At 57.2% G+C, this 566-nt stretch carries 1 protein-coding gene; it reads left to right on the top strand.

Translation table 11 applies throughout. The features are described 5' to 3' along the window. Window positions 1–145: 145 nt before the first annotated feature. A partial coding sequence (locus JNK74_29770) for a flagellin (GenBank protein ID MBL7650359.1) occupies window positions 146–566 on the top strand: 421 nt, incomplete at its 3' end.

Here is a 566-nt window from a genome sequence, read left to right as displayed (position 1 = left end):
GAGGTTGGTCACCCAACACCACACCCCCCGTGTTTTCCGTGGCGGAGCCGCGGTTCAACGTCTCTCAACTTGGATCGTCGTTCCCTAATTAACCAACACCCGGCGGATACGGATATCCGCCATGAACTCCATCACGGAAGATGCCATGAGCCGAATCAATTCCAATATTCAGTCGCTTCAAGCGATCAACAAACTCGGTCGAAACAACAACGAACTGGCAACCCGACTGGAACGCCTCTCCAGCGGCCTGCGGATCAATCGTGGTAAAGACGATCCGGCAGGGCTCATCGCCAGCGAAACCCTGCGCAGCGAAATCGAAGGCATCCGCACCGCCGTCGACAACACAAGCCGCGCCAACAACGTCATCAACACCGCCGAAGGTTCGCTCAACGAAGTGTCTTCGTTGCTGCTAGAACTGCAGAGCCTCACCATCGAGGCCGCCAACCGCGGCGCGCTGTCGGATCAGGAAGTCGCCGCCAACCAGCTTCAGGTGGATGCGATTCTCAACTCGATCAACCGCATCAGCAACACCACGCAATTCAACGGCATCAAGCTGCTGAACGGTG

This window comes from Candidatus Hydrogenedentota bacterium (assembly GCA_016791475.1).
In the GTDB taxonomy this organism is placed as follows: Bacteria; Hydrogenedentota; Hydrogenedentia; order Hydrogenedentales; family JAEUWI01; genus JAEUWI01.
This window is presented reverse-complemented; position numbering and strand designations above follow the sequence as displayed.